General features: G+C 70.8%; 25 protein-coding genes. 10 read left to right on the forward strand and 15 right to left on the reverse strand.

Annotated features, from left to right (window positions below; all coding sequences use genetic code 11):
• The coding region (locus Q9R08_RS17600) for an SbcC/MukB-like Walker B domain-containing protein (protein WP_308869467.1) at nucleotides 1-1,330 on the forward strand (1,330 nt) is incomplete at its 5' end.
• A 36-nt stretch (nucleotides 1,331-1,366) separates the two neighbouring features.
• Here the strand turns inward: Q9R08_RS17600 and Q9R08_RS17605 are convergent.
• The gene (locus Q9R08_RS17605; RefSeq protein ID WP_308869468.1) at nucleotides 1,367-1,924 is read right to left on the reverse strand and encodes a phosphorylase family protein; all 558 of its coding nucleotides are present in this window, start codon (nucleotides 1,922-1,924) and stop codon (nucleotides 1,367-1,369) included.
• Nucleotides 1,925-2,126: 202 nt separating this feature from the next.
• Between Q9R08_RS17605 and Q9R08_RS17610 the strand changes: the two genes are divergently transcribed.
• The gene (locus Q9R08_RS17610; RefSeq protein WP_308869469.1) at nucleotides 2,127-3,665 is read left to right on the forward strand and encodes an MFS transporter; all 1,539 of its coding nucleotides are present in this window, start codon (nucleotides 2,127-2,129) and stop codon (nucleotides 3,663-3,665) included.
• Nucleotides 3,666-3,758: 93 nt separating this feature from the next.
• Here the strand turns inward: Q9R08_RS17610 and Q9R08_RS17615 are convergent, their stop codons facing one another.
• Together Q9R08_RS17615 and Q9R08_RS17620 are read right to left on the reverse strand one after the other, a co-directional pair.
• Nucleotides 3,759-5,243, reverse strand: coding sequence for a lipase maturation factor family protein (locus Q9R08_RS17615; RefSeq protein ID WP_308869470.1), 1,485 nt, complete (start codon nucleotides 5,241-5,243; stop codon nucleotides 3,759-3,761).
• On the reverse strand, nucleotides 5,240-5,410 hold the full coding sequence (locus Q9R08_RS17620; protein WP_308869471.1) for a hypothetical protein: 171 nt from the start codon (nucleotides 5,408-5,410) through the stop codon (nucleotides 5,240-5,242). Before Q9R08_RS17620 ends, Q9R08_RS17615 begins: the two co-directional genes overlap by 4 nt.
• A gap of 160 nt (nucleotides 5,411-5,570) precedes the next feature.
• Here Q9R08_RS17620 and Q9R08_RS17625 point away from each other — a divergent pair, with 160 nt between their 5' ends.
• On the forward strand, nucleotides 5,571-6,149 hold the full coding sequence (locus Q9R08_RS17625; protein WP_308869472.1) for a hypothetical protein: 579 nt from the start codon (nucleotides 5,571-5,573) through the stop codon (nucleotides 6,147-6,149).
• Between the two features lie 109 nt (nucleotides 6,150-6,258).
• Here the strand turns inward: Q9R08_RS17625 and Q9R08_RS17630 are convergent, their stop codons facing one another.
• A complete protein-coding gene (locus Q9R08_RS17630; RefSeq protein ID WP_308869473.1) occupies nucleotides 6,259-8,337 on the reverse strand; it encodes an NAD(+) synthase in 2,079 nt (692 codons plus the stop codon).
• A gap of 141 nt (nucleotides 8,338-8,478) precedes the next feature.
• Here Q9R08_RS17630 and Q9R08_RS17635 point away from each other — a divergent pair, with 141 nt between their 5' ends.
• Nucleotides 8,479-12,252 (forward strand): AAA domain-containing protein, encoded by a 3,774-nt coding sequence (locus Q9R08_RS17635; protein WP_308869474.1) that lies wholly within the window; start codon nucleotides 8,479-8,481, stop codon nucleotides 12,250-12,252.
• Between the two features lie 91 nt (nucleotides 12,253-12,343).
• Nucleotides 12,344-12,664, forward strand: a complete 321-nt coding sequence (locus Q9R08_RS17640; protein WP_308869475.1) for a DUF3467 domain-containing protein — start codon at nucleotides 12,344-12,346, stop codon at nucleotides 12,662-12,664.
• Nucleotides 12,665-12,939: 275 nt separating this feature from the next.
• Here the strand turns inward: Q9R08_RS17640 and upp are convergent, their stop codons facing one another.
• A complete protein-coding gene (gene upp / locus Q9R08_RS17645; RefSeq protein WP_308869476.1) occupies nucleotides 12,940-13,572 on the reverse strand; it encodes a uracil phosphoribosyltransferase in 633 nt (210 codons plus the stop codon).
• A gap of 99 nt (nucleotides 13,573-13,671) precedes the next feature.
• Between upp and Q9R08_RS17650 the strand changes: the two genes are divergently transcribed.
• A complete protein-coding gene (locus Q9R08_RS17650; RefSeq protein WP_308869703.1) occupies nucleotides 13,672-14,103 on the forward strand; it encodes a nucleoside deaminase in 432 nt (143 codons plus the stop codon).
• Between the two features lie 28 nt (nucleotides 14,104-14,131).
• Here the strand turns inward: Q9R08_RS17650 and Q9R08_RS17655 are convergent, their stop codons facing one another.
• The 5 genes from Q9R08_RS17655 to Q9R08_RS17675 form a co-directional block, all read right to left on the reverse strand.
• Entirely contained in the window at nucleotides 14,132-15,055 is a 924-nt protein-coding gene (locus tag Q9R08_RS17655) for an LLM class F420-dependent oxidoreductase (RefSeq protein WP_308869704.1), read from the reverse strand.
• Between the two features lie 90 nt (nucleotides 15,056-15,145).
• On the reverse strand, nucleotides 15,146-16,117 hold the full coding sequence (locus tag Q9R08_RS17660) for a cation diffusion facilitator family transporter (protein ID WP_308869477.1): 972 nt from the start codon (nucleotides 16,115-16,117) through the stop codon (nucleotides 15,146-15,148).
• Nucleotides 16,118-16,177: 60 nt separating this feature from the next.
• Complete coding sequence (locus Q9R08_RS17665; RefSeq protein WP_308869478.1) at nucleotides 16,178-17,290, reverse strand: alpha/beta fold hydrolase; 1,113 nt, start codon at nucleotides 17,288-17,290, stop codon at nucleotides 16,178-16,180.
• Between the two features lie 147 nt (nucleotides 17,291-17,437).
• Nucleotides 17,438-18,112 (reverse strand): SRPBCC domain-containing protein, encoded by a 675-nt coding sequence (locus Q9R08_RS17670; protein ID WP_308869479.1) that lies wholly within the window; start codon nucleotides 18,110-18,112, stop codon nucleotides 17,438-17,440.
• A gap of 1 nt (nucleotide 18,113) precedes the next feature.
• Nucleotides 18,114-18,506, reverse strand: coding sequence for an ArsR/SmtB family transcription factor (locus tag Q9R08_RS17675; RefSeq protein ID WP_308869705.1), 393 nt, complete (start codon nucleotides 18,504-18,506; stop codon nucleotides 18,114-18,116).
• Between the two features lie 81 nt (nucleotides 18,507-18,587).
• Here Q9R08_RS17675 and proC point away from each other — a divergent pair, with 81 nt between their 5' ends.
• Nucleotides 18,588-19,433, forward strand: a complete 846-nt coding sequence (gene proC, locus Q9R08_RS17680; RefSeq protein ID WP_308869480.1) for a pyrroline-5-carboxylate reductase — start codon at nucleotides 18,588-18,590, stop codon at nucleotides 19,431-19,433.
• 46 nt (nucleotides 19,434-19,479) lie between these two features.
• Here proC and Q9R08_RS17685 read toward each other — a convergent pair whose 3' ends face one another.
• From Q9R08_RS17685 to Q9R08_RS17695, 3 genes are read right to left on the reverse strand one after another with little or no spacing between them, the layout of a single operon-like run.
• The gene (locus Q9R08_RS17685) at nucleotides 19,480-19,872 is read right to left on the reverse strand and encodes a nuclear transport factor 2 family protein (protein WP_308869481.1); all 393 of its coding nucleotides are present in this window, start codon (nucleotides 19,870-19,872) and stop codon (nucleotides 19,480-19,482) included.
• 44 nt (nucleotides 19,873-19,916) lie between these two features.
• Complete coding sequence (locus Q9R08_RS17690; RefSeq protein ID WP_374226639.1) at nucleotides 19,917-20,576, reverse strand: potassium channel family protein; 660 nt, start codon at nucleotides 20,574-20,576, stop codon at nucleotides 19,917-19,919.
• Between the two features lie 4 nt (nucleotides 20,577-20,580).
• Entirely contained in the window at nucleotides 20,581-21,993 is a 1,413-nt protein-coding gene (locus tag Q9R08_RS17695) for a TrkH family potassium uptake protein (RefSeq protein ID WP_418001375.1), read from the reverse strand.
• 145 nt (nucleotides 21,994-22,138) lie between these two features.
• Here Q9R08_RS17695 and Q9R08_RS17700 point away from each other — a divergent pair, with 145 nt between their 5' ends.
• Complete coding sequence (locus tag Q9R08_RS17700) at nucleotides 22,139-22,549, forward strand: ArsR/SmtB family transcription factor (RefSeq protein WP_308869483.1); 411 nt, start codon at nucleotides 22,139-22,141, stop codon at nucleotides 22,547-22,549.
• An 81-nt stretch (nucleotides 22,550-22,630) separates the two neighbouring features.
• On the opposite strand, the gene Q9R08_RS17705 is transcribed toward Q9R08_RS17700, so the two are convergent.
• Both Q9R08_RS17705 and Q9R08_RS17710 read right to left on the reverse strand, forming a co-directional pair.
• On the reverse strand, nucleotides 22,631-23,446 hold the full coding sequence (locus Q9R08_RS17705; RefSeq protein WP_308869485.1) for an ABC transporter permease: 816 nt from the start codon (nucleotides 23,444-23,446) through the stop codon (nucleotides 22,631-22,633).
• Nucleotides 23,443-24,384, reverse strand: coding sequence for an ATP-binding cassette domain-containing protein (locus tag Q9R08_RS17710; protein WP_308869487.1), 942 nt, complete (start codon nucleotides 24,382-24,384; stop codon nucleotides 23,443-23,445). The genes Q9R08_RS17705 and Q9R08_RS17710 overlap by 4 nt, the downstream gene beginning before the upstream one ends.
• 104 nt (nucleotides 24,385-24,488) lie before the next feature.
• Between Q9R08_RS17710 and Q9R08_RS17715 the strand changes: the two genes are divergently transcribed.
• The gene (locus Q9R08_RS17715; RefSeq protein ID WP_308869489.1) at nucleotides 24,489-25,418 is read left to right on the forward strand and encodes a TetR/AcrR family transcriptional regulator; all 930 of its coding nucleotides are present in this window, start codon (nucleotides 24,489-24,491) and stop codon (nucleotides 25,416-25,418) included.
• 110 nt (nucleotides 25,419-25,528) lie between these two features.
• Nucleotides 25,529-25,720, forward strand: a complete 192-nt coding sequence (locus Q9R08_RS17720) for a helix-turn-helix domain-containing protein (RefSeq protein WP_163618319.1) — start codon at nucleotides 25,529-25,531, stop codon at nucleotides 25,718-25,720.
• Nucleotides 25,721-25,802 lie beyond the last annotated feature (82 nt).

The following is a 25,802-nucleotide window of genomic DNA, read 5'->3' on the forward strand; positions in this document are numbered from 1 at the left end:
CGCCGCGAAGGCGGCGCGGGAGCGGCATGCCGAGGCCGCGGCGCGCGCCGGAGGACAGACCGCCGAGGTGCTGCGTGCGCAGCTCGCCGCGGCGACCGAGGAGCTCGCCGATGCCGAGCGCGCGGTGGCGCGACGTGATGCGCTCGCCGCGCGTCACGCCGAGCTGGCGGCTCTCGACGCCGAAGCCGAGACCTCGCGCACCGGCCTCGTCGATCTTCTCGTCGCCGCGCGCACCCGCATCGCGGCGCTCACCGCGACGGTCGACGCCGCGCGTCAGGCGGTGGATGCCGCGCGCGGCGAGTTCGCGAGCGTCGCCGAGCGGGTGGCGCACGTGACCGCGCTCCGCGACGCGGCACGAGCCGCCGCCGACGCGCGCGCCGACGCCGAGCGGGCGGAGACCCGGGCCACCCAGGCGCGGGCCGATGCGGACCGGCGGATCGCGGCATCCGATTTCGCCGACGCGGCGGAAGCGACCGCCGCCCTGCTGAAGCCTGCCGACACGGACGCGCTGGCCGAACGGATCTCGTCGTACGACACGCAGCTCGCCGCGACGCGCGCGCGGGTGCTCGAGCTCGAGCTGGAGCTCGCCGGATCCCCGGCCGTGCCCGTCGACACCGCGGCGTCGCGCGCCGCGCTCGATGCCGCCGACGCCGTGCGCACCACGGCGCTCCGCGCGGAGAGCGACGCGCACACCGTCGTCGAACGCCTGCGAGACCTGGCGCTGCAGATCGACGACGCATACGCCGGTGTGGCCGCTCGCGCCGCCGACGCCGCCGCGATCGCCCGGCTCGCAGACACCGTGGCGGGGCGGGCGCCCAACACGATGAAGATGGACCTCGAGACCTTCGTCCTCGCCGCCGAGCTCGAAGAGATCGTCGCGGCGGCGAATCTGCGGCTGGGCGACATGTCGTCGGGGCGGTATCGACTGCAGCACACCGACGCACGCGCTGCGCGCGGTGCCGCATCGGGGCTCGGCCTCGAGATCATGGACGCCTTCACCGGTCAGGCGCGACCCGCCCAGTCGCTGTCGGGCGGCGAGACGTTCCTCGCGTCGCTCGCCCTGGCGCTCGGGCTCGCCGAGGTGGTCACCGCCCGCGCCGGCGGGGTGCGGCTCGACACGCTGTTCGTCGACGAGGGCTTCGGCTCGCTCGACGAGGAGACCCTCGACCTGGCCATGCGCACCCTGGACGAACTGCGCCAGGGCGGCCGCATGGTCGGGGTCATCAGCCACGTCGGGGCGATGAAGGAGCAGCTGCCCGCACAGCTCGCCGTCGTGGCGACGCCCCAGGGTCCGAGCGTCATCCGGCAGGACGACGTCGCCCGGGTCTGACCGCCCGGCGTCGCCGGGTCCCAAGGGGGTGGGGGATCAGACGTCGTAATCGGCGCGGATGCGGTTCCGCAGCTGGTGACTGCACGCGGTGACCGCGGCGTGCCAGTCGGTGATGGCGCCGTCCTGTGCGCGATCCGACACCGCCTTGAGCACGCGGATCGGCACCCCGAACCGCTGCGCGACCCAGATGTACGCGTACGTCTCCATGTCGACCAGTCCGGCGCCGAGCGGCCGGATCACCGCGACCGCCTCGGCATCGTCGACGAAGTGGTCGCCCGTGGCGATGGTGACTCCCTCCGCCTCGAGCTCGACGCGCGGCGGCAGCGACACGTGCTGGCCGACGATGCCGTCGATGTCGGTGACGTCGTGCTGCAGGGCGGCGCTGATCTCGTAGACGTCCGCGTCGAGCCGCGCGTCGATCGCACCGGCGGTGCCGACGACCACGACCTCGTCGTAGGCGGTGGCGTCGAGTGCCCGCGTCAGCGCGTAGGTGGCCTGGAGCTTGCCAGGGCCCGTGACGAGGCGGTCGAAGCCGGGAAGGTCGTCGGGAAAGGCGACGAGCTCGGAGGCGAGGGCGGCGACGAGGAGTCTCACACCCCCATCATGTCCCGCTTTCCCGAGAGCGAGTGCCAGAAATGGCTGCGGGGGCAGCTGCGGACGAGCGGAATCGGGACACGGATGTCGAGCCCGGTGCGCCCGATCCGTCGGGACACGGATGCCGCGCCTGAGCCGCCGGGACACGGATGCCGCGCCCGGCACACCCGCCGAGCCGGGAAGCCGGGCTAGCCTGGGCACGATGCCTGAGTCCGAGTCGAGAACCGCGAACACCACGAGCACGGCCCGCGTCGTGCCGGCCACCACCGCCGTCATCCCGATCTCGCCCGCCGCCCGCTGGCGCGCGTTCTGGGTGTGCGTCTCGGTGGCGGCGATCACGATCCTCGACATGACGAAGGTGAACGTAGCGTTGCCGTCGATCGGCGAGGTGCTGGGTGCCACGTCGACGCAGCTGCAGTTGATCGTGTCGGGGTTCGTGCTCACGTTCGGCCTGGTGCTGGTGCCGATGGGCCGCCTCGGCGACCAGCGCTCGCGCCGCACGCTGTTCATCGTGGGGCTCTCGCTGTACACGGTCACGAGCGTGATGTGCGCCCTCGCGCCGACCGCCACCGTCCTCCTCGTGGGCCGCCTGCTGCAGGGTGTGGCCGCCGGCATCCAGATGCCCCAGGTTCTGGGCATGGCGCAGGAGCTGTTCCAGGGCAAGGAGCGCGCACGGGCCTTCGGACTGTTCGGCGCGACGATCGGCGTCGCCACGGCGTTCGGCCCGACGCTCGGCGGGCTGCTCATCGCGCTGGGCGGGCCGACCGACGGCTGGCGGCTCATCTTCTGGATGAACGTGCCGCTCTGCCTCGCTGCCATCGGGCTCGCACTGTGGCTGCTGCCCGACACGCGGACGAGGTCGCAGCGGCGCGTGCAGCTCGATCCCGTCGGCGTGCTCCTGTTCGGGGCGAGCGTCGTCTCGCTGATGTGGCCGTTCCTCTTCACCACGGGCGCACCCACCGACAACCCCGCGCGCTGGTGGCTGCTGGTCGCATTCGCCCTGTTCGTCTCGGCGTTCATCGCCTGGGAGCGTCACTACGCGGCGCGCGGCCGCAACCCGCTCATCCCGCTCAAGCTGTTCCGCATCGGCTCGTATCGCAACGGCACGCTGCTGCAGACGGCGTACTTCACCGCGGCGCCGGCGATGTTCCTCGTGACCACCCTGTTCCTGCAGATCGGGCTGGGGCTCGAACCCGTGTACGCGGGAATGGTCTCCATCGGCTTCGCGCTCGCGAGCGCCGTGACCTCGTGGGTCGGCGGCAATCTGGTGAGCAGCCACGGCCGCGTCGTGGTGGTGTGGGGGCTCGTCGCCATGCTCGCCTGCGTCGGCGGCCTCATGCTCACGGCGCTGTACGCCCCACCCGGGTGGACCCCCTACATCATGGCCGCGATCATGACCGTGGGCGGCGCCGGAGGCGGCCTCGTGATCGCTCCGAACCAGACCCTCACACTCGCCGAGATCCCGGTCAAGCAGGGCGGCGTCGCCGGCTCCGTCGGCCAGCTCGGCCAGCGCATCGGCGCCGCCGTGGGCACCGCGGTCGCCCTGTCGCTGTTCTACGCGGCCATCTATCGCGAGACCGGCGCACACGACGAGCTGGTCGTCTACCACGACGCGTACGCGTTCGGGATGGTTTCGGTCGCGCTCTTCCTTGCACTCGCGTTCGTCGTGTCGATCGTCGACCTGACGGCGCGCCGCAGGGTGGACCCCCGGTCGTCGGCCACCGACTCCCCGGTACCCTGACCGTCGCTTCAGTGGCAACACGCGGTGACGTCGCGGGCGATGCGGCGCGTCGTGACCCCGAGCGCGGCGAGGGCCGCGCGCGGGCCCACGCCCTCAGCGGCGCAGAGACACCGGTCCCATGACCGGCCGTCGCCGATCTCGGACCCACCGGTCGTGCGTCCGGCGGAACTCCTCGCGTGTCGTGAACCGGTAGCGGTACGACACGGCCCGCACCCACCGCGGGCGCTCGCCCGCGAACGGGTCGTGCCCGAGCAGGCGCAGGGTCGCGGCATCCGCTTCCAGCAGCCGCACCAGGAAGGCGGTGAACCAGTCCTCGAGCGAGCGTCCGAGCGGCAGGAACCACATCAGCCAGTCCAGGCGCAGATGGTAGGGGGCGAACTGGCGGGGGATGCGCTGCACGTCACCCGGCTTGCCCTTGAAGGCGTACTCGCGCCAGGTCGCGGCATCCGGATCCTCGTCGGTCGTCCCCTCGACGACGATCTCGATGCGCTGCTTCGTCACCGTGCCGAAGGCGCCGTACGCGTTGGCGAGCTGCCAGCGGTTGAACGAGGCGTTCATGAGCTGCCGACGGGCGAACAGGTTCTGCAGTGGCCACCAGCTGAGCACGACGTACAGCACGCCGACCGCGCACGTGACGACGAGCCAGTACACCGGCATCCCGTCGATGATCCATGGGGGATCGGATGCCGCAGGCGCGTGCGCGGCGCCGATCCCCGGCAGCCCGATCGCCGAGACGGCGAGCACGATCGTCATCCAGTTGAGCCAGGCGAAGTTGCCGGTGAGGACGAGCCAGGCCTGCGTCGCGATCACGATCGCTGCGGCCACCGCGCCGACGATCGCCGGGACGGGACCGGGGACGAACAGCCCGAGAAGCGGAGCGAACAGGAACCACGGCACGACGAGCTGTGAGAAGTGGTTGCCGAGCACCTCGCCGCGATGGAACCACGCCGGGAGCAGGTGCGCCTGGCGGCTCAGCGGCCCGGGCATCGGCTGGGTCTCGTGGTGGTACATCAGCGCGGTGAGGTCGCGCCACTCCCGGCCGCCGCGGATCTTGATCATGCCCGCGCCGAACTCGAGCCGGAACACCAGCCACCAGAACAGGATGATCACGACGGTCGGCGGGGGCTGTCGATCCGACCCCAGGAACGCCGCGAGGAATCCTGCTTCGAGGAGCAGCATCTCCCACCCGAAGCCGTAGAAGGTCTGGCCGATGCTCGTGATCGACATGTAGCCGAACCAGAGGACGAGGAAGCAGAGCATCGGCACCCACGGCGGGCCGAGCTGCGGGATGCCGATCACCAGCGCCGCCGCGACGACGATGCCCGCCACGCACAGCGCGACGAGCCGCCGATCGGTGTACCTCATCCAGCGGAACACCGTCGGGCGCAGCAGCCGCCGCCCGCTCTTCGACGAATGCGCCCAATCGAGGAGCTCGGTCGCGGGCAGCAGCCCGTGCTCGCCGAGCAGCGGACGGAACTGGTTGAGCGTCGACGCGAACCCGACGACGAAGAGCGCGGCCACGCCCCGCTGCAGCACCTGGCGCGCGAACTCGAAGTCGACCGCGGCGAAGCCGTTCACGGCGCGGACCTCCCGCGCTCGGCGGCGAGACGGCGCGCCACGGTGCCGAGCTCGGCGGCGGAGAGCTCGTCGGGACCGCCGGCGACACCGCACGCCGCGCGCCCGAGCACGGGTGCGGCGGAGAGCCCATCGGGACCGCTGTCGACCACCACCGCACGCCTGGCCATGGCCCCATCCTTTCCGCGGGCCACCGCGGTCGACAGGGGCTTGACGCCCACCGGGGTCATTTCGCACGCAGACCGCCGGTGGGTGCGTGGCGATCTTCCTCGTCGTGCGGCGCGGGGACAGGATGGAGGTGCGGACGGTCCGCGGAGAATGGGGTGGATCATGCAATCGGTGCTTCTCGAGACTCCGGCGGGGATCACGGCGCGGCTCGGCTGGGATCCGAAGCTGCCCGACCATGACCGCAAGCGGCTCCTCGCGAAGGAGATCGTCGCCGCCAAGCTCGGGGTGGAGCCGAAGGACGTGCGCGTCGAGCGCGAAGCGCCTCGCACGTTCGGGTTCCACACCCAGCTGATCGCCGAGGTCGGTGGCAAAGAGCTGCCGCTGAAGATCCGCAACGTCAACTTCCGCGCGGCCACGGTCGTCGCTGTCACCGATCCCGAGGTGTCGCTCGGGCTGGACCTGCGCGACGCGCATCCCGACGACGCCGAGATGCACCTCATGAAGCGGCACTCCCACCTGCTCGACGAGAACGACCTCTCCAAGCTCATCGCGCACTGGACACGCGTGCAGGCCGTCCGCGACGCCGACGGCCGCGGCGCGCGCGTCGCCGCCGATCACGTGCGGCTCGACAGCCCGCTGACGAAGGGCTGGATCCCCGACCGGAACGTGTTCTACCGGCTCGCGGATCTCTCGCGCGACAGCTGGATCATCACGCTCGCCTACGCGCAGCCGCCCGCCTGAGCGCACGACGCGGACCCGGTCGCGACGGGCACACGGCGCCGGATGCTCCGCGCGGCGCGCCGCCGCGAGCGGTGGCCGGCACCGGCGCAGGTCCGTGGGGGCCGCCCGGTCAGTCCTCGACGAGCTCGGGGAGGGCCGCCTTGAGCTCGGCGAGCCACACGCGGGCGTTGCCGTCCGACGGCGCGCGCCAGTCGCCGCGGGGCGACAGCGAGCCTGCCGGCGACACCTTCGGGCCGTTGGGGATCGCCGAGCGCTTGAACTGCGCGAACGCGAAGTAGCGCTGGAGGAACACCTGCAGCCACTTCACGACCGTGGGCAGGTCGTACGCGTAGCGGTCTTCGTCGGGGAAGCCGGGAGGCCAGGCGCCGGCGTCCTTGTCGCCCCACGCATGCGCGGCGAGGTAGGCGATCTTCGACGGCCGGAAGCCGAACCGCAGGACGTGGTACAGCGTGAAGTCGTGCAGGGCGTAGGGGCCGATACGGTCCTCCGTCGACTGCATCTTGCCGTCCTGGCCGGCGGGAACGAGCTCGGGCGAGATCTCGGTGTCGAGCACGGACTGCAGCACCGCGCGGGCGCTGTCGCTGAGCTCCGTGGAGCCGCCCTCGTCACCGCGGTGCGAGATCACCCAGCGGATTATGTGCTGGATCAGCGTCTTCGGCACGCCGGTGTTCACCGCATAGTGGCTCATGTGGTCGCCGACGCCGTAGGTCGCCCAGCCGAGCGAGAGCTCCGACAGGTCGGAGGTGCCGATGACCATGCCGCCGTGGTGGTTCGCCAGGCGGAAGAGGTAGTCGGTGCGCAGGCCCGCCTGGACGTTCTCGAACGTGATGTCGTGCACCGGCTCGCCGTCGGCGAACGGATGGTCCAGACGTTCGAGCATCTCGATCGCCAGCGGGCGGATGTCGATCGTCTCGATCGACACCCCGACCGACTCGGCGAGTGCGATGGCATTCGACTTGGTGTGCTCGCTCGTCGCGAACCCCGGCATCGTGTACGCGAGGATGTCGCTGCGCGGGCGGCCCATGAGGTCCATGGCGCGCGCCACCACCAGCAGGGCGTGCGTCGAGTCGAGTCCCCCGCTGACGCCGATCACGGGCTTCGGCCCGCCGATGGCACGCATGCGCTGGACGAGGCCCGAGACCTGGATGTTGAACGCCTCGTAGCAGTCCTGCGCGAGGCGCGCGGGATCGTCGGGCACGAACGGGAACCGGTCGAGGGTGCGCCGCAGACCGACGTCGGTCTGCGGCGGGTCGAGCTCGAAGTGCACGGTGCGGAAGGCGGCATCCGCCTGGGTGGCCCGGCGGTTGTCGTCGAACGTGCCCTGGCGCAGGCGGTCCTGGCGCAGCCGGTCGAGGTCGACGTCGGCCACCGAGCGGCGCGGGCCGTCGGGGAAGCGCTCGGTCTCGACGAGCAGGTTGCCGCCCTCGTAGATCATCGTCTGGCCGTCCCACGAGACGTCGTTGGTCGACTCCCCGCTGCCGGCGGCCGCGTACGCGTAGGCGGCGAGGCAGCGCAGCGACTGGGACTGCACGAGATCCTTGCGGTCCTCGGCGCGCGCGATGGTGATGGGGCTGCCGCTGAGGTTGAGCAGCACTGTCGCCCCCGCGAGCGCGGCGCTCGACGACGGCGGGATCGGCACCCAGACGTCCTCGCACACCTCGGCGTGCACGATGAGCCCGGGCACGTCGAGCGCCTCGAACAGCAGGTCGGGGCCGAACGGCGCCTCGAGCGCGCCGACGCGGATGTCCTGATCGCCCTGGTCGTCGCCCGGCGCGTACCAGCGCCGCTCGTAGAACTCCCGGTAAGTGGGCAGGTACGACTTCGGCGCGACACCCAGCAGCTCGCCGCGGTGGATCACGACGGCGCAGTTGTAAAGGCGGTTGCGGTGGCGCAGCGGCGCACCCACCACGAGCACGGGCAGGAGATCCGCGGATGCCGCGACCAGCCGCTCGATCGCGGCGACGACGGCGTCGATCACCGGGTCCTGCATGACCAGGTCGTCGATGGCGTAGCCGGTGAGGCACAGCTCCGGGAAGACCGCGACCGCGACGGCCTCCGCGTCGCACTCCCGCGCCGTCGCGAGGACCGCCTCGGCGTTGGCCGCGGGGTCGGCGATCGAGACCGGGATCGTGCAGGCCGCGACGCGGGCGAACCCGTGTCGATAAGCGCTCTCGAAGGGCAGGCTCATGCCTCCAGTCTTGCAGGTGCCTCTGGCATTCCCGCGGGGTTGTGCTCCGTCGTTGGGTTCGTTCCGCGCGAGTCGGCGGAGGGCGCACAGCGCGGAGATGTGTCGGATGCCGCGGCTAGGGTCGTGTGAGAAGGGCGGGGCATGCGATACATCGAGGACGAAGGCCGGATCGTCTGGAGCGCGAGTGATCTCAAGGCAGCGGCCGAGTGCGAGTTCGCCTGGCTGCGCGCGATCGACGCGCGGCTCGGACGCGTCGCAGCGGTCGAAGAGCCCGAAGACCTCACCCTCGAGCGCGCAGGGCGTCTCGGCACCGTGCACGAGCGCCGGGTGCTCGATGAGTACGTCGCGAAGTACGGTGACCGGGTCGCCGTGATCCCCGAGGCGAGGTCGTCGGATGCCGTGGCCCTGGCCGATGCGGTCGCCCGCACGAACGCGGCACTCGCCTCCGATGCGGAGGTCATCTACCAGGCCGCGTTCGCCACCGACTCGTTCGTGGGGTTCGCGGACTTCCTGGTGCGCGACGACGCCTCCGGCAGCGGTTCCGGCCGGCCCTGGATCGTGCAGGACACCAAGCTCGCGCGGCACGCCCGCGTCACGGCCCTCATGCAGCTCGCGGCCTACGTCGACCAGCTCGACCGCCTCGGCGTGCCCCGGTCGGACCGCGTTCAGCTGCTGCTCGGCGACGGCAGCGTCAGCGAGCACGAGGTCGACGACCTCCTGCCCGTCTTCGCACTGCGCCGCGAGCGGCTGGCAGCGCTGATCGCCGACCGGCGCCTCGAGCTCGGGGTGGCGGGGGAGCCGATCGCCTGGGGAGACCCGCGCGGCGAGCTCGGCGTCGTCGCGTGCGGTCGCTGCGCCACGTGCGACGCCGAGGTCGTGGCATCCCGTGACCTGCTCCTCGTCGCCGGCATGCGGCCGGTGCAGCGCGAACGGCTGCGCGCCGCCGGCATCGACACGATCGAGCAGCTCGCCGGGGCGCCGGCGGGGCCGACCGGGATGAATCCCGACGTCTTCGTGTCGCTGCGCACGCAGGCGCGCCTGCAGCTGGAGAGCCCGGCGGGCACGCCGCCGCTCGTGGCACCGAAGGCCCGCGGTCCGCGACGCGACGTGACGGTGGTCGAAGCCACGACCGTCGAAGCGGCGGTGACCGCGCACGGTGTCGCCGTCCACGATGCGGTGGCGCAGGTCACGGTCGCGGCTCTCCTCGAAGAGCCCGGCGTGCGAGCGGCGAGGCTTGCGGTCGAGGCGCCGCCGATCCCGGTGTTCGAGGTGGTGGCGCCGCAGGCGCTGGGCGCGCTGCCGCGCCCCGACCACGGCGACCTCTTCTTCGACTTCGAGGGCGACCCGCTGCACACCGAGCCGCCGGTGCCGGGGGAGCCCACGCAGTGGGGCATCGACTACCTGTTCGGCTGGGTCGACACGCGGGAGCAGTACACCGCGCTGTGGGCGCACTCCTTCGCCGACGAGAAGCGCGCGCTCGAGACGTTCCTCGACATCGTGAACCTGCGGCGGCAGCAGTTCCCGGGCATGCACATCTACCACTACGCGCCGTACGAGCCGACGCACCTGCTGGCCATGGCGGCACGTCACGGGGTGCGCGAGGCGGATGTCGATCGACTGCTGCGCGACGGCGTCTTCGTCGACCTGTATCCGATCGTGCGCCGTGCGCTTCGCGTCGGATCGCGGTCGTACTCGATCAAGAAGCTCGAGCCGCTCTACATGGGCGACGAGGTGCGCACGAGCGACGTGCAGAAGGGCGACGACTCGATCGTCCGCTACGTCGAGGCCCGTGCATTGCAGGTGGACGGCGCCGCGGCCGAAGCCGCCCTGGTCTTCGACGACCTCGCCGACTACAACCGCTACGACTGCGTGTCGACCCGGCGCCTGCGGGACTGGCTCGTCGACCGCGCGCGCGAGGCCGCCCTCGTGCCGTCGCCCAACCCCGAGCCCGACGAGCGCGCGTACGAGCCGTCGGCTCGGGCGACCGTGCTCGACGCGCTCGCACGGGAGCATCCCGAGGACTCGGTCGCCGGCCGCACCCTGCGCCTGGCCGCGGCCGCGATCGACTACTACCCGCGCGAGGCGAAGTCGTTCTGGGCGACGCACTTCCTGCGTCTGCGCGAGCCGGTGTCGCTGTGGGACGAGACCCGCGACGTGGTGGCGATCGACCCCGCGCGCAGCAGCGTGCGCGAGGACTGGCACTTCCTCGAGAGCGGCAGAGGCGGCGAGCGGCGCGTCGTGGAGCTGCGCGGCGACCTCGCGCCCGGCACCCGCCTCAGCGAGGGGTCGAACCCGTTCGCCCTCTACGAGCTGCCTGCGCCGTACCCGTTCGACGCCTCGCCGCGGTGGATCCACTCCTACCGTTCGGTCAACGTGCTCGAGGTCCTCGACGACGGTGCCGTGATCGAAGAGGCGGCGGTCGACGGCGTGACCTGGGACGAGCTGCCTCTCGCGCTCACACCGCAGGCGCCGCCCGCGGCAGGCAACCAGCAGGCCGCCATCGACGCGTGGGCGGATGCCGTCATCGACGCCGCGCCGGAGCTTCCGGCCGACCCCGCGACCGACATCCTGTGCCGCCGGCCGCCGCGCACGCTGCAGCCGGTGCTCGGCGCCGGTCCCGGTGCGGATGCCGGTGCCGGTGCTGGGGCCGCAAGCGCACCGCGACCGGAGGGGAGCCCGCTCCCTGTCGCGGGCGAGGACGCCGTCGACGCGATCGCCCGGTCGGTACGCGCGCTCGACCGCAGCTACCTCGCCGTGCAGGGCCCTCCGGGCACCGGCAAGACCTACGTCGGCTCCCACGTGATCGCACGGCTCGTGCGCGACCACGGCTACAAGGTCGGCGTCGTCGCACAGGGGCACGCGACGATCGAGCACCTGCTCGAGCGCGTAATCGCCGCCGGCGTGCCCGCGGCGCAAGTGGGCAAGGCCCCCAAGGACCCGGCCGCCGCGCATGGCTTCACGGTGCTGCCCAAGAACGGCGTCGCCGCGTTCACGGCCGAGCACGAGGCATCCGGGTTCGTCATCGGCGGCACCGCGTGGGACTTCAGTCACGAGGGCCGGGTTCCGCGCGGCAGCCTCGACCTGCTCGTCGTCGATGAGGCGGGGCAGTTCTCGCTCGCCTCGACGATCGCCGTGTCGCTCGCGGCGCCGCGCCTGCTACTGCTGGGCGACCCGCAGCAGCTGCCGCAGGTGAGTCAGGGCACCCACCCCGCGCCCGTCGACACGTCGGCGCTCGGGTGGGTCATGGACGGCGCCGACGTCATCCCGACCGAGTACGGCTACTTCCTCGCGCAGACCCGGCGCATGCGCCCCGAGGTCGCCGCACCCGTCTCGACCCTGTCGTACCGCGGCGAGCTCGCCGCACACCCGTCGACGGCGCTGCGTCGCATCGACGGCATCCGTCCCGGGCTCGTACCCATCGCGCTGCGCCATCACGGCAACGCGACGCAGTCCCTCGAAGAGGCCGCAGAGGTCGCCCGCCTGGTGACCGACCTGATCGGGCGCGAATGGACCGATGCCGCGACGGACGACAGCGATGGCGCATCGACCGCGTTGCCGCCCCGACCGCTGGAACAGGCCGATCTCATCGTCGTCACGCCCTACAACGCCCAGCAGGTGGCGGTGGAGGCGGCCCTCGCGGCGGCGGGATTCCCCGATGTGCCCGTCGGCACGGTGGACAAGTTCCAGGGCAAGGAGGCGGCTGTCGCCATCGTCTCGCTCGCGGCGTCGAGCGGGCGCGACGCGCCACGCGGACTCGAGTTCCTGCTGCTGCGCAACCGCCTGAACGTCGCGATCTCGCGGGCGATGCACACCGCGTTCCTGGTGTACTCGCCGGGGCTCCTGGACGACCTGCCGTACACCCCGGAGGGAGTGGCGAGGCTCAGCGGGTTCGCCCGGCTGGTCGGTCGCGGCTGAGCGCCGCGTAGACTCGCGCACACGTCGCACACGACAGCCCGAGCCTCTCACGCGGGCCACCGCGCGAGACGCCGCCCGAACAGGAGCCCGCATGGCCGACGACGCATCGCAGCAGTTCGAAATCGACCTCCCGCCCGAGCTCATCGGTGGCGCGTACGCCGACTTCGCGAACGTCTGGCACACGCCGACGGTGTTCGTGATGGACTTCCTCACCCTCGCGCAGCCCCCGCGCGAGCAGGTGGACGCCGAGACCGGCCAGCGTCACACCGTCGTGCCGGCGCGCGTGGTGAGCCGCATCCGCATCCCACCGGACCAGGTGTTCGAACTGGCGAAGGCCCTGACCCAGCAGCTCGAGTTCTGGGAGCGCGAGACCGGTCGCCGCAATCCGCAGGATCCGCCGCTGGGGGACTGACACCCGATTCGGGGTCGTCGGTGGTCTCGGGCGCGAGTAGTCCGCCGCACGCGGCATGTCAACCCCTTTGGGGTCTGAATCCGACCCCACGTAGCCTTGCCAGGCGCCAGAAGGCGTGCAGGCGCGACATCCGTTCGGCGAGGGGCGGATGTCGCGCCGTCTCCATGTGCGGCGCGCCCGTTCACTCCGGTGGCCGTGGTGGGCGGGGCGCGACGAGCGCCGCGGCCGGCGACCCCCGCCGGCTTCCCGATCGTCTGATGCGACGGACTCGCGGCTCAGACCGTGCCGTACAGCCGATCGCCGGCGTCGCCGAGGCCGGGCACGATGTAGCCCTTCTCGTTGAGCCGCTCGTCGAGCGCGCCCAGCACGAGGGTGACGTCGCGGCCCTCGACCTGCTTCTCGATGGCGGCGACGCCCTCAGGAGCCCCGAGGATGCAGATCGCCGTCACGTCCTGCGCGCCGCGCTGGAACAGGAACTCGATCGCGGCGCCGAGCGAGCCGCCGGTCGCGAGCATCGGGTCGAGCACGAAGCACTGGCGGTCGCTCAGGTCGTCGGGCAGTCGCTCGGCGTAGGTCGACGGCTCGAGCGTCTCGTGGTCGCGGACCATTCCGAGGAAGCCCACCTCGGCGGTCGGGATGAGCTTCACCATGCCCTCGAGCATGCCGAGGCCGGCGCGCAGGATGGGCACGACGAGGGGTCGCGGGTCGTCGATGCGGACGCCGGTCGTCGTGGTGACGGGCGTCTGGATCTCGATGGGCGCCACGCGCACGTTCCGCGTCGCCTCGTACGCGAGGAGGGTGACGAGCTCCTCGGTGAGCTGGCGGAACACGGGGGACGAGGTGCGCTGGTCGCGCAGCACCGTGAGCTTGTGGGTGATGAGCGGGTGGTCGGCGACGTGCAGGCGCATAGAGACAGGTTAGTCCGTCGCCGCCCTCGAACCCGGGACGGGTTCGCAGCGGGCGGCTACGCTCGTGCTGTGCAGCCCGCCCCCGCCGACCTCGCCGCGATGGATCGTGCGCTCGCGCTCGCCGCCGCGGCGGGCGAGACGGGCGATGTGCCCGTGGGGGCGGTCGTGATGGATGCTCAGGGCGCGGTGATCGCCGAGGGTCGCAACCTCCGCGAGCTCGAGCACGATCCCACCGCGCATGCCGAGGTGGTGGCGCTGCGGGCTGCGGCCGCGGCACGCGGCTCGTGGAACCTCGAAGGCTGCACGCTCGTGGTCACCCTGGAGCCCTGCGTGATGTGCGCGGGCGCCGTGCTGCAGTCACGCGTCTCGCGACTGGTGTTCGGTGCGTGGGACGAGAAGGCCGGCGCCGCGGGCTCGGTGTACGACGTCGTCCGCGACCGGCGTCTGCCGTATCGCGCGGAGGTCGTCGCCGGGGTGCGCGCGGATGCGGCATCCGCTCTCCTGCGCGCTTTCTTCGACGCGCGCCGCTGACGCGTCCTCCCTCCCTCAGGGGAGGTGCTCAGCGGGGGAGCTGCGGCAGGACCTCGCCGAGGTACTCGACGTGCGAGACGTCCTGCAGATCCAGCAGCTGGAAGTACACGCGTTCGATGCCGAACGACCGGTAGAGCGCGATGCGCTCGCCGATCTCGGCGGCGTCGCCCACGATGTTCGTGCCGTCCCGCACGTCGGCGACCGTCTTTCCGATCCGCCCGGCGCGGCGGGCAACCTCGGCATCGTCGCGGCCGGCCACCGTGGACATCGCGATCGAGAGGCGCACCGTCGCCGGGTCGCGGCCGATGCGGTCGCAGGCGGCGCGCAGGTTGTCGATGCGCTCCGGGATCTGGTGGTCTTCCGGGAAGCCGATGTTGTACTCGCGGGCGAATCGGGCGACGAGGTCAGGGGTGCGCCGGGGACCGCCGCCGCCGATGATCACGGGGACCGGCTGCTGCAGCGGTTTCGGCAGGCCGGGCGCCTCGACCAGCTGGTAGTTCGTCCCGCTGAAGCTGTAGGTGTCGCCGTCGCGCGTGGCCCACAGGCCGGTCACGATCTCGAGCTGCTCTTCGAGGAGATCGAACCGCTTGGCCGGGAACGGGATGCCATAGGCACGGTGCTCGCGCTCGAACCACCCGGCTCCGAGCCCCAGCTCGACGCGTCCGCCTGACATCGCGTCGACCTGGGCGACCTGGATCGCCAGCGAGCCGGGGTGACGGAACGTGACGGGGGAGACGAGGGTGCCGATGCGGATCCGGGAGGTCTCGCGGGCCAGCCCCGCCAGCGTCGTCCAGGCGTCGGTCGGTCCGGGGAGACCGTCACCCATCCCGCTCAGGTAATGGTCCGACCGGAAGTATCCCGTGAAGCCGAGACGCTCCGCCGTCTGGGCGTAGGCGAGCTCGTCGTCGTAGGTGGCACCGAGGTGGGGCTCGGTGAAGATGCAGTATTCGATGATCGTTCCCCGTGTCTGTCTCGAGTTCGCTGGTCACGTCGACGGAGCCCAGCGGCCTCCGGCGGCTGAGGCTGAAGGAGCGGCGGAGACTCAGTCGGTCGACTTGATGACGAACTCGGATGTCGGGGGCGCGGGATCTTCGCCGGGGCGGTAGATGTCGGGCTCCACGTAGATCACCCGCGCCGCGGGCACGGCCGCACGCACGCGCGCCTCGACGCGGTCGATGTCGGCCGCCACGAGCGCGAGCGGCGCGTCTGCGGCGAAGCCGAGCTTCGCGGCGACGAGGAGCTCGTCGGGGCCGAGGTAGAGCGTCTTGATGTGGATGAGCTTCTCGACCTCGGCTCCGGCGGTGATGGCGGCGACGATGCGCTGGTGATCGGCCTCCGTGGCGCCCTCGCCGACGAGGAGGCTCTTCGTCTCGATGCCGAGGACGATCGCGATGACGATGAGCAGCGTGCCGATCATGAGCGTGCCGAGGGCATCGAAGACCGGGTTACCGGTGATCACGGTGAGGCCGACCCCGAAGAGCGCGAACACCAGCCCGATGAGTGCGCCGACGTCTTCGAGCAGGACGACCGGAAGCTCCGGCGCCTTCGCGTGCCGGACGAACGACACCCACGACTGGCCCCGGCCGCGCACGTGGTTGCTCTCGCGGACGGCCGTGCGCAGCGAGAACGACTCGAGGGCGATGGCGACGACCAGCACGACGATGGGCAGCCACCACCACTTCTCGTCGAGCCCGTGCGGGTGGGTGAGCTTCTCGACCCCCTCGTAGATGGCGAACAGGCCGCCGACCGAGAACAGGATGATCGACACGACGAACGCGTAGACGTATCGCTCGCGTCCGTAGCCGAAGGGGTGATCACTGTCGGCCATCTTCTTGGCCTTGCGCCCGCCGAGCATCAGCAGCAGCTGGTTGCCCGAGTCGGCGACCGAGTGGATCGCCTCGGCGAGCATCGAGGCCGAGCCCGAAAGGAACCATGCGATGAACTTCGCCACGGCGATGCCCATGTTCGCCAAGAACGCCGCGAGGATCGCCTTGCCGCCACCGGAAGCACTCATGCCGACGAGTCTACGGATGCCGAGCCCACCGCTTGCGCGCCGGACGCGCGTCCGGCGGTGTCAGTCGGAGGAGCGGAGGATGATCGCCTCGGTCGGGGGCGCGGGATCGTGACGGTGACCGACGTATCCGATGACCTCGAGCAGTGCCTGGCGGAACTCGGCCGGCCGCTCCAGGTGCGGGGAGTGCCCGGTGCCTTCGAGGCTCAGCTCGGTGACCTCGCCGCCGGCGGCGGCATAGCGGTCGAGCACGTCGCGCGTCTGCGACACCATCTCCTGCGGCGGCGCGACATCGTCGCCCGGCCAGCCGGGCACGATCCCGAGCTTGCCGAGGTTGTTGAAGTCGTAGAACGAGGCGTCCGAGACGATCGCGTCCGCGGTGCCGTGGATCCAGAGGATCGGCGGCTTGGCGGCGAGATCGACGATGCCCGACACATCGAAGTAGGCCGGTGTCATCGTGTTGAGGACTCCGAGCCCGCCCGCGCCGAAGCCGGGCCAGTTGTCGCTCGTGACGGCGTCGCCCGGGTAGTTGCCGGTGGCGGTCGAGGTGGTGAGCATCGACTCGACCCACACGTCCTCGTGCGCGGTCTCGTACCCCGCAGCGACATAGCCGGAGCGGAACACGCTGCGTGGCGAGGTCGGCGCGTCCGCCGTGGTGTCGTGGTCGATCAGGCGCTGCACGAAGTCCGGGTTCGCGCCGCCGCCGCCGCACCCGGCGTCGTCGTCGGTGAGTCGGGAGCCGTCGCGCCGCGTCCCGCCGAAGCCGTACGGCGACACCGGAGCCTGCAGGGTGAGGCTCAGGACAGGGTGGTCGAGCGCGTACTGCATGATGACGCCGCCGCCCATCGACCAGCCGACCAGGTGGGCGGTCGGGATGTCGAGCGCCTCGAGCGTGGCATGCACGTCGTCGCTGAAGTCCCGCACGCCGCGGGTCGCGTCGATCGGCGCGTGCTCGGTGCCGCCGAACCCGCGCAGGTCGATCGCGATCACCCGCAGGTCGGTCGGAAGATCGAGCATCAGCTCCTGCCAGAAGAGGGCCGACGAGACGTTGCCGTGGATCAGCACCACGGTCCGCTCCGGCGGTGTGGCGGAGTCGTCGCCCTCGCGCTCCAGCACGTTGACGGTGAGTCCGGGCGTCTCCACGCTGCGCGCGGTGATGCCGTCGAAGAGCGTCATGTCGGAAGCCTCCCACGTCGTGCGGGGGCCCCTGCGTCCCCGCACTTCCGAGGATAGACCGGCCAGAGACGCTATGAACGGACTCTCACGTCGCGGATGCCGGGGGCGGCATCCGTCCGCCCCCGGCGCATGCGGAACGCTCGGCGCTCAGTCCTCGGCGGGAGCCGTGGTCGGCTCGCCGGTGTAAAACGCGTACGTGTTGTCGGCGGCCCGTGCGGCGATCGCGGGGTCCGCGCCGTCCGCGGCGTGGGCAGTGCCCCAGGCATCCGCGGCGCCGCGGTAGAACGCCCTGCCCTCGTCGGTGAACGCCCACGCCTCCGCCTCGCCGGGCGAGGGTCCGTCGCCTCCGGTCAGGTGGAGGCCGAGGCCCAGCAGGCCGCCGTCCCAGCCGACCCCCGTCGCACCCGGGCCGTAGACATCCCAGAATTCCGCGGGCACATCGTCGACGCGGGCGACGTGCTCGAGTTCGAACCGTGTCGCGGTGTCGCCCTCAGAGGTCAGTCTCACGGTGAGCCAGGTCACGCCGCCGCCGTACTCCCAGGTCGCCTTGAATCGGGCCGCGCCGTCCGTGGGAGGCGCACACTCCTGGATCTCGCCGCCGGCGTTGCCCTCGATCTGATACCGGCCGCCGAGCCGGAGATCGCCGGTGATCGGCTGGAACCACCGCGCGATCCGAGTCGCACGGGTGACGGCGTCCCACACGTCGTCGATGGGGGACGGATATGTCTGCGCGAGCGTCTGGACGCGCGCCGGGTAGCCGTCGATCTCTTCGCTCGCGATCTCGCGGGTCACCGCGTCGAGCTGGTTCTGTACGTCGACCATGTCATTCCTCCTGGGGGTCGGTCGTGTCGGATTCGTCAGGTGCGGCATCGGGTTCCTGCTCGGCCGCGAGCCGGCGCTGGCGGCGTCCTCGAGCGAGCTCGGTGCCCAGAGCGTCGAGGTGGGGCTGCCAGAAGCGCCGGAACGGGTCGAACCACGCGGCCGCGTCCTCGAGGGGCTCGGGAGCGATGGCATACAGCCGCCGCACGCCGTCGGGACGCACAGTCGCGAACCCCGACTCTCGCAGCACCCGCAGGTGCTGCGAGACCGCGGGCTGCGAGATGCCGAACTCGCGCTGCACCTCCTCGCCGATCTCGCCGGCGCTGAGCTCGCCCTCCGCCAGGAGTTCGAGGATGCGGCGGCGAACCGGATCGCCGAGGATGTCGAGCGCGTGCACGGTCATATATTTGCGCGGTAACTTATATAAGTCAATAGTTATTTCGAGAATCGCTGTGCTCAGCGCTCGTAGGATGACGCCATGCCTGCTGACGTCACCGCCCTTCCTCCGATCGCGATCCTCGGCGCCGGCTCGATGGGCGGTGCGATCGCGCGCGGCCTCTCGCGCTCCGGCCTCGCGGGCGGGGGAGTGACGACCACGAACCGTTCGCGCGCGAAGGCCGTCGAGCTCGACGGTCTCGACGGCGTCAGCAGTGTCGCGCTGGAGGAGGACCCGGCCGGGAACACAGACGCCGCAGCCGCCGCCGACGTGGTGCTCGTGGGGGTGAAGCCCGCGATGGTCCCCGATCTGCTGCGGGAGATCGCCCCGTCGCTTCGGCCCGAGGCCATCGTCGTGAGCCTGGCCGCGGGGGTCACGATCGCGACGTTCGAGGAGCTCCTCGGCGACGGCGTCGCGGTCCTGCGCTCGATGCCGAACACGCCCGCCCTCGTGGGGCGCGGCGTCACCGGCCTCGCGGCGGGCTCGAAGGCGGGTGAGGATGCCGTCGCCACGGTTCGGCGGCTCTTCGAGACGGTCGGGACCGTCGTCGAGGTGCCCGAAGCGCAGATCGACGCACTGTCTACCATCTCGGGCTCAGGTCCGGCCTACTTCTTCCTGCTCGTGGAGGAGTTCACGAAGGCAGCCGTGGGCAAGGGGTTCTCGCAGGCGGAGGCGCGTGTGCTGGCGGAGCAGACCTTCATCGGCGCCGCCGCGCTGCTCGAGGCCTCCGACGACGACCCGGCGGAACTCCGCCGACGCGTCACGAGCCCGAAGGGCACCACGGAACGCGCGATCGCCGTGCTGCAGGAGGCGAAGCTCGATGAGGTGTTCGCCGGCGCGACGGACGCGGCGCTCGCGCGCGCGAAGGAACTCGCCCAGGGCGTGTGATCGCCCAGGGCGTGTGATCCGCGCCGGGTGCGCGATACGCGCCGGGTCAGTCCCGAGGCTGCTTCATGTACCACTCGGTGAAGGCACGGGCCCGTCCGTCCTCGTCGAGGTCGATCACCCACAGGTTGCGGTAGACGCGCCCCTCGGGCAGCTGTTCGTTAGGGGCGTAGTCCGTTCGCGCGTCCACGAAGACGCGGTCGCCGTCGATGCCGGCGATGTCCCACTCGAACTCGTACGTGCCCGGCTCATCGCGGGCCTCGAGCCAGCCGGCGACGATGGCGTCGGCTCCCGCCCATGGTTCACCCCAGGGTTGGGTGAAATACGCGGCATCGTCGGTGAAGAGGGCCCGGATGTCGTCGGGCGCGTTCGTCTTCCACGCGTTCTCGTACGATTCGACCCATCGCCGGGCCGCTGCATCCGTCGTGTTCCGGTCTGTCATGCCGCGAGTATGCCGCGGGCCGGCGACATCCGACAGGGGCCGCGTCAGCGCTCCAGCGAGGCGAAGCGCTCGATGTCGGAGTTGGTGCCCGACACGATGATCAGGTCGTGGTTGGTCACCACGGTGTTCGCCTCCGCATAGCGGAAGGGCTTGCCCGGGCTCTTCACGCCCACCACGGTGACGTTGTACTTGGTGCGAACCCCGGATTCGTTGAGGCCTACACCGCGGATGAACTTCGGCGGATACAGCTTGGCGAGGGCGAAGTCGTCGTCGAAGCGGATGAAGTCCAGCATGCGGCCGCTGACGAGGTGGGCGACGCGCTCGCCCGCCTCCCGCTCGGGGTAGATGACGTGGTTCGCGCCGACGCGGGCGAGGATCTTGCCGTGCGACTGGGACACCGCCTTCGCCCAGATCTGCGGCACCTTCAGGTCGACCAGGTTGGCGGTGATGAGCACCGACGCCTCGATCGACGAGCCGACGGCCACGACTGCGACGGAGAAATCCTGCGCGCCGATCTGTTTGAGCGCGTCGATGTTGCGGGCGTCGGCCTGCACGGTGTGGGTGACACGCTCCGACCACTTCTGCACCAGGTCGAGGTTGTCGTCGATCGCGAGCACCTCGCGGTCGAGCCGATCGAGCTCACCCGCGCAGGCGGCGCCGAAGCGACCGAGTCCGATCACGAGAACGGGCGCATCGCCCCTCATCCGCTCAACCAACGATCGGCCTTTCCACAGGCAGCGAGTACAGCTGCGAACGCGTTGACGCGGCTACCGCCGCGGCGAGAGTCACTGTACCAACGCGACCCATGACGATCGTGATCGCCAGCACATACACAGCCGGATCCGGGAGCGTCTCGGTGAGGCCGGTCGACAGCCCGACGGTCGCGAAGCCGGAGATGACGTCGAAGAGCACGTCTCCGAGGTCCGCTTTCGTGATCTGGGTGATGATGATGGTCGACAGCGCGACGATCGTGGATCCCCACGCCACGACCGAAAGCGCGACGCGCAGGACGTCGCTGGGGATGCGGCGGCCGAACACCTGGTTGGACGCGCGGCCCTTCGCCTCGGAGACGACCGCGAGCGCGATGACCGCCAGAGTCGTGACCTTGATGCCGCCGGCCGTCGATGCCGAGCCGCCGCCGACGAACATGAGCATGCAGGCGACCAGCAGGCTCGACTGATTCAGCTCTCCGATGTCGAGGATGGCGAAGCCGCCGGATCTCGTCATCGCGGACAAGAAGAACGCCTGGAACGTCGTGTCCCACGCGTCCTTCGTGCCGAGGGTGAGGAGGTTGTCGTACTCGAGGACGAGGAAGACGACGCCGCCGAGGAAGAACAGCATCACTGTCGTGATGATGGTGAGCTTCGCGTGCAGCGACCACCGCCGCACCCTCCAGCGTTCCCGGAGAAGCGTGTAGATCACGGGGAAGCCGATGGAGCCGAGGAAGACACCGGCCATGAGCACCGTCAGGAAGAAGTAGTCGTGACGGAAAGGCTCGAGGCCGTCGGCGTTCGGCGTGAACCCGGTGTTCGTGAACGCCATCGCGGCGTAGAACGGCGCCTCCCAGAGTGCGACGTTCCAGGGCACGCCGGCGACAAGCAGTCCCGGGAACAGGAGGATCGCGATGATCCCCTCGATGACGAGGGTCGACAACGCCACAGTCGCGAGCAGGCTGCCGATCTGGCCCAGTTGCACGGTCTGACCCTCGTTGACCGGGCCGCCGTGGGTGCGCAGGGGATTGGAGTCGCTCGCCGCGATGAGCTTCGCGCGCAGCCCCAGCCGCCGCGAGATCACGAGGCCGAGGATGGAGGCCAGCGTCAGCACGCCGAGCGCGCCGATCTGCACGCCGACGAAGACCAGCACGTGACCGAACGCCGACCAGTGGGTGGCCATGTCGACGGTCGCGAGCCCGGTGACGCAGATCGTCGACACCGCGGTGAAGAAGGCGTCGGCGAATGGAGTCACCTCACCGTCGGCCGCGGCGAGGGGAAGCGAGAAGAGTCCTGTGAACAGCAGGATCAGCGACAGGAAGATGAGGATCGCGAACCGGGCGGGGGAGCGCTGCGTCAGGTCACGGAAGAACTCCATGAACGCGTGACCGAGTGCACGCAGGCGGCCCATGCCCATGACGGGGGCGGCGCGCCTGCCATCCGTCATACGGGTCCTCCTGGTGCGTGCGGGCTTCGTGAACCCAGCACCTGTGATTCGGTTGGGGGGCCGGTTGTTGCTCATGGTACTCCGCGGGGCTCCCGACTAATCTGAGCACATGGCGGACATCTTCGACGTGATCGCGGACGGAACACGTCGCGACATCCTGCGACTGCTGCTCGATCGATCATCCGCCGGAGAACGCGGCACCAGCGTGTCGCACATCGTCACCGAGCTCGGCGCCAGCCAGCCGACGGTCTCGAAGCACCTCAAGGTGCTGCGCGACGCGCACCTGGTCTCGGTGCGCGAGGAGGGCCAGCACCGCTACTACAGCCTCTCGGCCGCGCCGCTGGACGAGGTCGACGACTGGCTCGTGCCGTTCCTCGACGGCGACGGCGGCGAGGCCGGCGACGGGGTCGCCGTGGCGCTGCCCGACTCCGCCGCCCACGCGGCCGAAGTCGTCGGGCGGGCCGCAGCCTCGGCCAAGCACGCCCTCGAGAACGCGTTCAAGCGCCTTCCCGGCCGCTGACCCTTCGACAGGCTCACGGACCGCCCCTCGACAGGCTCAGGACGGTCCTCGGTCGCTGAGCCTGTCGAAGCGCCCGCGGGGTCAGCGGCGCCCGGCCTTGCGGCGGAACAGCCATGCGCCCCAGACGAACGAGACCACGAGGATCGCCGCGCACCAGCCGGCGGCCCACCATCCGGCATCGCCCATCGGCGTTCCCATCAAGAGGCTCCGCAGCGCCTCGATGATCGGGGTCACCGGCTGGTTCTCCGCCACCCACTGCAGCCACTCGGGCATCGTCGAGACCGGCACGAACGCGCTGGACAGGTATGGCAGGAACAGGATGATGAACCCGTAGCTGCTCGCCGCTTCGGGGCTGCCGGCGGCGAGGCCGATGGCCGCGAAGAGGTACGTGATCGCGAGGATATACAGCGCGATGAGGGCGATGGCCCCGATCCAGCCCCACACATCGGCGGTCGGGCGGAACCCGACGAGGAGCGCCACGCCGATGACGACGGCGGTGGCCAGGAGATTGCGCAGCAGGCTCGCGACGACGTGGCCGGTGAGTACCGCGCTGGCGCGCAGCGGCATCGTCCGGAAGCGGTCGATGATCCCGGCCTTCATGTCGTTGGCGACATACACCGCCGTCGATGCCGCACCGAAGCCGGCGCACAGCAGGATGATGCCGGGCACGACGTAGTTCACATATCCGCCGGACGGATCGATCGCTCCGCCGAACACGTACGTGAACAGCACCATCAGCAGGACCGGCAGCATGATCGCCATGAGCAGCGACTCGCCGTCGCGCAGCGAATGAAGGAGGCTGCGGCCGACGAACACGCTCTCGGCGGTGAGGCCCGAGATCCGGGGGCGCAGCGCGGGGCCAGGGGTGAGAGCTGGGGCGGGGGCGAGCGTGGTCATGCGAGCTCCTTGGCGGTGTCGGATGCGGTGGCCGTGCGCGCACGAGCGCGCTCACCGTGGCCGTCGGGCGAGGTGAGGGCGAGGAAGACGTCGTCGAGGCTCGGTCGCCGCAGCGTCACGACGCCCTCGGCTCCCGACTCGTCGAGGACGTCGAGCGCGCTCCGGAGCCCTGACACGGAGCCGTCGGTCGGCACCTCGCGCAGCAGGGCGCCGTGGACGTCGTGCAGCTCCACGGCGTCGCCGCCGATGCGCGCCTTGAGGTCGGCGGCGGTCCCGGTGGCGACGACGCGCCCGCCGTCGAGCACGGCGATGCGGTCAGCGAGGTGGTCGGCCTCCTCGAGGTACTGCGTCGTGAGGAAGACGGTGGTCCCCGCGTCGGCGAGGGAGCGGATGACGTCCCACAGTTCCCGACGGCTGCGGGTGTCGAGGCCGGTCGTCGGCTCGTCGAGGAAGAGCACCTCGGGCGCGACGACGAAGCTGAGCGCGAGGTCGAGGCGTCGTCGCATGCCGCCCGAGTAGGTGCCGACGCGGCGGGCTGCGGCATCCGTCATTCCGAAGCGCTCGAGCAGCTCGGCGGCGCGCGCACGTGCGGCACGCCGTGACAGCCCCGACAGACGGCCCAGCATGACGACGTTCTCGGTCCCCGTGAGCGCATCGTCGACGGCCGCCGACTGCCCGGTGAGGCTGATGCGGCGCTTGACCTGCTCGGGATCGCGCGCGACATCGATGCCCGCGACAGTCGCGGTGCCCGCGTCGGGCTGGACGAGTGTGGTGAGCACGTTGATGGTCGTGGTCTTGCCGGCGCCGTTCGGGCCGAGAAGGGCGAAGACCTCGCCGCGGGCGACTTCGATATCGAGTCCGTCGAGCACCCGCCGGCGCCCGAAGGCTTTGGCGAGGCCCGTGATGACGATGACCGGTGGAGCGGTGCGGTCGGGCATGGGACATCCTTCCGAGATTCGTGTACAACAGAAACTGTTTACAGCGATAACTGTTTATGACGGTAACACACTGTTTACGAGATAAACAGACCTAGACTGACGCCATGACCGATGCGATCGAGCCCGAGCTTCCGCGAGGCATCGCCCTGGCATGGGGAGTGGCCGCCAATCCTCAGCGTGGGCCCAAGCGGGAGATGAGCGTCGAGCGCATCGTCGAGGCGGCGATCGAGATCGCGGATGCCGAGGGCCTGGGGGCGGTGTCCATGGCCGCCGTCGCCGCGCGGCTCGGCTTCACTCCCATGTCGCTGTACCGCTATGTCACTGCGAAGGAGGACCTCATCCTGCTGATGCAGGAGGAGGCGACCGGCGTTCCATCGGAGGCGACCCGGACTGCCGGCGGCTGGCGCGAGCGACTCGAAGCGCTGTACCGCGAGCAGCTGCAGCACTATCTGACGCATCCCTGGGTGCTCGACATCCCGATCTCGGGGGTCCCGGCCACGCCCAACAGCGCCGCCTGGATGGATGCCGGACTGAGCGCGCTCGCCGGCACCCCCCTCTCGTACTCGGAGCGGCTGGCCGTCATGCTGCTCGTCACCGGCACGTCCCACTGGGCCGGGTCGATCCTGGCGGGATACGCACGGGTGCAGCGCGAACAGGGTCTCGACGAGCAGTCCATCGCCCGCAACGAGGACGCCATGTTCCGGGCGCTCATCACAGCGGACGCGTACCCCGAGCTGCGGGCGGCGATCGAAGCCGGCGTCTTCCTCGACGAGTCGGATCCGTTCTCGTTCGCGCTCGCCCGCGGCCTCGAAGGCGTGAGCGACTACATCGCCGCGGCGGAGGAGGGGCGCCACGACGAAGGTCGGCCGTGGGCCGCCCTGGATGACGCCGACATCGCCGACGACAAGAAGTTCCGCGAGGCACGCAAAGCCGTGCGCGAGGCCGAGAAGGCGCTGCGCGCCGCGCACAAGCTCGAACGGCAGGCGGCACGCGAAGCGCGCGACCGAAAGGCGCGCCAGCGCACCGAGGCGTGAAGCCGGCCTCACGGGCCACAGAAGTCACAGCGGTTCACACACGCACCGTGTTTACACGCCGGTCCCGCGCGTTCTAGAGTGTGTGCAGCACTCCTGGGGAAGGAATCGACATGGCCGAACTGTCCGATGTGCGCTTCCTCACGGTCGCCGAGGTCGCCGAGCTCATGCGTGTGTCGAAGATGACGGTGTACCGCCTGGTGCACTCCGGCGAGCTGCCGGCTGTGCGCTTCGGACGCAGCTACCGGGTCCCCGAGTCCGCAGTCACCGAGGCCCTGCAACGGCCGATCGCCGACGTCGGCTAGACTGATCCGAGGCATTTTTCGTAATTGCTCGTTCCCGGGCGCCGCACACGCCGCGCCCAGACCCCGACATAGTGAGGTTTTC

It is taken from the genome of Microbacterium psychrotolerans, assembly GCF_031085295.1.
In the GTDB taxonomy this organism is placed as follows: domain Bacteria; phylum Actinomycetota; class Actinomycetes; order Actinomycetales; family Microbacteriaceae; genus Microbacterium; species Microbacterium psychrotolerans.

Coding starts and splice junctions, on each gene's coding strand:
- Q9R08_RS17710 (WP_308869487.1), bottom strand. CDS start 24,384: ATGCCCGACCGCACCGCTCCACCGGTCATCGTCATCACGGGCCTCGCC.
- Q9R08_RS17690 (WP_374226639.1), bottom strand. CDS start 20,576: ATGAGGGGCGATGCGCCCGTTCTCGTGATCGGACTCGGTCGCTTCGGC.
- Q9R08_RS17630 (WP_308869473.1), bottom strand. CDS start 8,337: ATGAGCCTGCCCTTCGAGAGCGCTTATCGACACGGGTTCGCCCGCGTC.
- Q9R08_RS17670 (WP_308869479.1), bottom strand. CDS start 18,112: ATGGTCGACGTACAGAACCAGCTCGACGCGGTGACCCGCGAGATCGCG.
- Q9R08_RS17660 (WP_308869477.1), bottom strand. CDS start 16,117: ATGAGTGCTTCCGGTGGCGGCAAGGCGATCCTCGCGGCGTTCTTGGCG.
- Q9R08_RS17620 (WP_308869471.1), bottom strand. CDS start 5,410: ATGGCCAGGCGTGCGGTGGTGGTCGACAGCGGTCCCGATGGGCTCTCC.
- Q9R08_RS17610 (WP_308869469.1), top strand. CDS start 2,127: ATGCCTGAGTCCGAGTCGAGAACCGCGAACACCACGAGCACGGCCCGC.
- Q9R08_RS17685 (WP_308869481.1), bottom strand. CDS start 19,872: ATGACAGACCGGAACACGACGGATGCAGCGGCCCGGCGATGGGTCGAA.
- proC (WP_308869480.1), top strand. CDS start 18,588: ATGCCTGCTGACGTCACCGCCCTTCCTCCGATCGCGATCCTCGGCGCC.
- Q9R08_RS17715 (WP_308869489.1), top strand. CDS start 24,489: ATGACCGATGCGATCGAGCCCGAGCTTCCGCGAGGCATCGCCCTGGCA.
- Q9R08_RS17665 (WP_308869478.1), bottom strand. CDS start 17,290: ATGACGCTCTTCGACGGCATCACCGCGCGCAGCGTGGAGACGCCCGGA.
- Q9R08_RS17635 (WP_308869474.1), top strand. CDS start 8,479: ATGCGATACATCGAGGACGAAGGCCGGATCGTCTGGAGCGCGAGTGAT.
- upp (WP_308869476.1), bottom strand. CDS start 13,572: ATGCGCCTGCACGTCGCCGACCACCCGCTCATCACCCACAAGCTCACG.
- Q9R08_RS17640 (WP_308869475.1), top strand. CDS start 12,344: ATGGCCGACGACGCATCGCAGCAGTTCGAAATCGACCTCCCGCCCGAG.
- Q9R08_RS17720 (WP_163618319.1), top strand. CDS start 25,529: ATGGCCGAACTGTCCGATGTGCGCTTCCTCACGGTCGCCGAGGTCGCC.
- Q9R08_RS17700 (WP_308869483.1), top strand. CDS start 22,139: ATGGCGGACATCTTCGACGTGATCGCGGACGGAACACGTCGCGACATC.
- Q9R08_RS17705 (WP_308869485.1), bottom strand. CDS start 23,446: ATGACCACGCTCGCCCCCGCCCCAGCTCTCACCCCTGGCCCCGCGCTG.
- Q9R08_RS17625 (WP_308869472.1), top strand. CDS start 5,571: ATGCAATCGGTGCTTCTCGAGACTCCGGCGGGGATCACGGCGCGGCTC.
- Q9R08_RS17695 (WP_418001375.1), bottom strand. CDS start 21,993: ATGGGCCGCCTGCGTGCACTCGGTCACGCGTTCATGGAGTTCTTCCGT.
- Q9R08_RS17650 (WP_308869703.1), top strand. CDS start 13,672: ATGGATCGTGCGCTCGCGCTCGCCGCCGCGGCGGGCGAGACGGGCGAT.